Raw genomic sequence first — 3,595 nt, forward strand, 5'->3', positions numbered from 1 at the left:
GTATTTCTATGGCACCGGACGCAGGAAGAGCGCCGTCGCGCGTGTTCGCCTGTACCCGGGTGCCGGTGAGTTCACGATCAACGGCAAGACGTCGGCCGAGTATTTCGGCGGACGTGACCTGTATCAGCAAATGCTGCGCCAGCCGCTGCAGCTGACCAACACGCTCGAGCGCTACAACGTCGTTGTGCGTGTCGTCGGTGGCGGTGTGACCGGCCAGGCCGGAGCAATCCGCCACGGCATCTCGCGCGCCCTCATCCGCGCTGACGAGGAGCTGCGGCCCGGCCTGAAGCGCGCCGGTATGCTGACACGCGATGCTCGCGTCAAGGAGCGCAAGAAGGTCGGTCTCAAGCGGGCCCGCAAGGCACCTCAGTACACCAAGCGGTAAAACGCTCGGTCGTACTGCGACCACGGACATATCCAAACGGCGGAGCGCTCAGCGCTCCGCCGTTGTCGTTTCTGCAAAGTTAGATCCGCTGTCGTTTACTCTTGGCAGGTTGCGCGGACGATACCGCCGTCGCGGCGATCCGCGCTCGGACGTCGCTGACCGTACGCGACAGCCGCCGCTGCGGCACGCCAGGCAGCCAGATGCCAAGCGATCGAGGGCTGAACTCCAGTGTCAGCGGACCGGAATAATCGATAGCACTCAGCTGGCCGATGGCGTCGTTCAGTGGGAGCGTTCCGTCACCGGGCAGCAGGTGGTCGCGGTACAGGCCATTGAGCACACCACCACGCAACTGCCGGTCACAGGCGTCGCTGAGGTGGATGTTCGCCAGCGCCGGTCCGGTTGCCTCGATGCACGTGGCCAGATCGAGCCCGAAGCTCGCGGCGTGGGCGAGGTCGAGACACACGCGCGTACCCCACTCACCAGCAACAGACGCCAGCCTGTGCATGTCGTCCAGCCACTGCCCGGGGATGCCATCCCAATTCTGAGCTCGGTTTTCGATTGCGAGCGTCAGCGTCGGATCGAGACGTTCGCGGAATTCAACGATCGCATCGAGCCAGTGCTGGATGGTCGATATTCGCCCGCTCGCGTCGAGTGGGGTGTGCAGGACGAGGACGCAGCAACCTTCAATCGCGGTGGCGGTCCTGATCGACGCCATATCAGACGCCGTCTTTTCATCCAGCGACTCTTCGCGGAATGACAGCGCGGCGTGTGCGGATGCGACAGTAACGCCAGCTCGATGCGCCTGCTCTGTGATGGCGCTTCCGCCATACGCTTGCAGTCGATTGGTCAGCATGACTTCGACCGCATCTGCACCAGCAGACCGAGCAATGCGAAGCGTTGTGCTGAGCGGATAAAACATGAGCGCGCCGACGGCGATGGACAGTTGCATGTGCAGAGTGGCCAGATCTACCAGGTGGATACACGGCGTAGCCGACTGGGCGCAGTGTAGCACTCGGCCCGACTATCGAACAGTATCCCTGGTCGGTTGAAACAGTCCTGTGATCGCTCGCTCGACAGCGACCTCAACAGCGCCGCACAGTTTCAGCACGCGGCTCGGCTCGGTCTCTCCGCGGGATGGTGCGGCCGTAAAGAACGTGTCGCCATCAACGAGCGTGTGCGCTGGGACAACGCACCGAGCTAGCGCATCGTGGGCCGCTATTCCGGCGCGTACCAGCGTCAGCTGGCTGACCGGCTCGCCGATCAGCACCGCGCCGATCGTCGTGTTTTCGCCTTCTGTCGCGCGCCCTGCTCCGCGCAGCAACGCTTCGCGCGATGGACGGGCGGTCGCGGGTGTTTCCGCGTCGCGGCTCAGCAGCGCGCCGGTTGCCGGATCGACGATGTCACCGGCGGCGTTCAGTGCGACGAGCGCGACGACATCTGTAGTATCGACGTGCGCGACACCGACACCGAGTCCACCTGCATGTGGCGTTAGGCCGCCCAGCTTCGCAACAGTCGCGCCAGCTCCGACACCTACGCGACCAGCGGATGAGGCCGCGGCGACTGCGCTCTGACAGGCGGCATAGCCGTCGTCGGAGGTCGGACGTCTGGGCGTTCCGACCGGCAGATCGAAGATCACTGCTCCGGCGACGATCGGTACCGGACCGGCACCGGTCGGGAATCCGCTGCCCTGTTCCTCGAGGTAGCGCATGACGCCATCGGCAGCTGCCAAACCGAACGCGCTGCCGCCGGTCAGCAGGATGGCGTTTACCTGCCCAACTGCTCGGCCCGGTCCGAGGAGATCGGTTTCGCGCGTTCCGGGCGCGCCGCCGCGAACATCCGCCCATGCCGGCACGAGCCCATCAAACAGAATGACCGTGCAGCCGGTGCGGTCGTCGTCATAGGTCGTATGGCCAACCCGATACCAGCTAGTTGACATCAATACTCAGCCCTCGCTCTGCAACTGTGACCGGTCCGTCGTACTCGCTCTGTGCGCGTGTGATCACCGAGGCTGGGTCGCGCTCGGACCAGAGATGCGTGAGGAACAAAGACTTCACACCGGCCAGGCGCGCGAGCCTGCCGGCGTCCTCTGGCGTCAAGTGGCCTCGTTCTGACGGTTGCGTGTCGCCGTGGTCGTCGAGCGTCGCTTCGATGATCGCGAGATCTGCGTGGCGCATCATCTCAATCAACGGCTCGATCGCCCCGGCATCAGCGGAGTAGGCAATGACGTGCCCTGATGACTCGAGTTCGACCCGCATGGCGTAGCAGGGTACGTAGTGTTGCGACCAGTGCATCGATATCGTGAGGTCGCCGAGGCGTATCAGCGATGCGTCGCCAAATTCGCGAATCGCAAACGTCGAAGCCCAAAACGCTGTCGGATCGTCTTCAGGGTCTGAGAGCGCGGCGGCGAGCTCGTGCAAGCGCTGTTCGACGTCGCGAGGCACCCAGAGCGGTATCGGCGCATCGAGACTTCCTGGACCGTAGATCAACCCATAGCGGTAGGGGATCAGATCAAGAACGTGATCCGAATGCCAATGGGAGAGAACGACGGCGGTGACGGAGTGGTAGTCGATGTGTTCGCGGAGCGTCGACAGCGTGTTTGGCCCGCAGTCGAGAAGGACGGCGGCTGCGTCTGACTCGATGAGATAAGAAGAGCATCCTTGCCCAGGGTTTGGCCATGCTGCCGCACCACCGAGGACCGTCAAGCGCAGGCTCACGGCGTGTTCGGCAATTCCGCGCGCTCGGCGTTGAGCACATCGAGATGAACGACATCGTTGATCATGTGGGCGACCGGCTTCGTGGTGGACAGCTCAATGTGAGTGATGCTGCAATTGTCAACGGCGTATTTCTGCCACTGCCCCGGATCGTCGCCGAGGATCTGCGCGACCGCCGAGCTGATCACACCGCCGTGCGCGACAACGACGATGCGCTGCCCCTGCGCTGCGGTGGCGATGGCGTCGAGCGTCGTTCGCACGCGGTAGTGGAACTGGCTGCGCGATTCGCCCTCCGGAAATTGCACGTCAGCGTCGCGTGACTCACGGATTTGCTTGAGCAGGTCCGGCCAGGTCGCTCCCAACTGGTCGATATTGTGTCCCTCAACTGCTCCGAAGTTCATCTCCGCCAGACCGGCCTCGACAATCGGGTCAAGCCCGATGTTGCGTGAGATGGCCCGCGCGGTGAAGAGTGCGCGCTGCAGCGGGCTTGAGTAGAGCG

At 63.7% G+C, this 3,595-nt stretch carries 5 protein-coding genes; 1 reads left to right on the forward strand and 4 read right to left on the reverse strand.

Annotation, left to right across the window (positions count from 1 at the left end):
• Positions 1-385, forward strand: a 385-nt coding sequence (rpsI, locus tag M9890_15580) for a 30S ribosomal protein S9 (protein ID MCO5178375.1), incomplete at its 5' end; no start/stop codon positions are given.
• A 79-nt stretch (positions 386-464) separates the two neighbouring features.
• Here the strand turns inward: rpsI and M9890_15585 are convergent.
• The 4 genes from M9890_15585 to M9890_15600 form a co-directional block, all read right to left on the reverse strand.
• On the reverse strand, positions 465-1,334 hold the full coding sequence (locus tag M9890_15585) for a sugar phosphate isomerase/epimerase (protein ID MCO5178376.1): 870 nt from the start codon (positions 1,332-1,334) through the stop codon (positions 465-467).
• 72 nt (positions 1,335-1,406) lie between these two features.
• Positions 1,407-2,321: a P1 family peptidase gene (locus M9890_15590; protein MCO5178377.1), complete on the reverse strand. Its 915-nt coding sequence runs from the start codon at positions 2,319-2,321 to the stop codon at positions 1,407-1,409.
• A complete protein-coding gene (locus M9890_15595; GenBank protein MCO5178378.1) occupies positions 2,311-3,099 on the reverse strand; it encodes an MBL fold metallo-hydrolase in 789 nt (262 codons plus the stop codon). Before M9890_15595 ends, M9890_15590 begins: the two co-directional genes overlap by 11 nt.
• On the reverse strand, positions 3,096-3,595 hold a 500-nt coding region (locus tag M9890_15600; GenBank protein MCO5178379.1), incomplete at its 5' end, for a histidine phosphatase family protein. The genes M9890_15600 and M9890_15595, both read right to left, overlap by 4 nt.

The organism is Thermomicrobiales bacterium (genome assembly GCA_023954495.1).
In the GTDB taxonomy this organism is placed as follows: Bacteria; Chloroflexota; Chloroflexia; order Thermomicrobiales; family CFX8; genus JAMLIA01.

Excerpts from the sequence above, each read along its gene's own strand:
- M9890_15585 (MCO5178376.1), bottom strand. The coding sequence starts at position 1,334 with ATGCAACTGTCCATCGCCGTCGGCGCGCTCATGTTTTATCCGCTCAGC.
- M9890_15590 (MCO5178377.1), bottom strand. The coding sequence starts at position 2,321 with ATGTCAACTAGCTGGTATCGGGTTGGCCATACGACCTATGACGACGAC.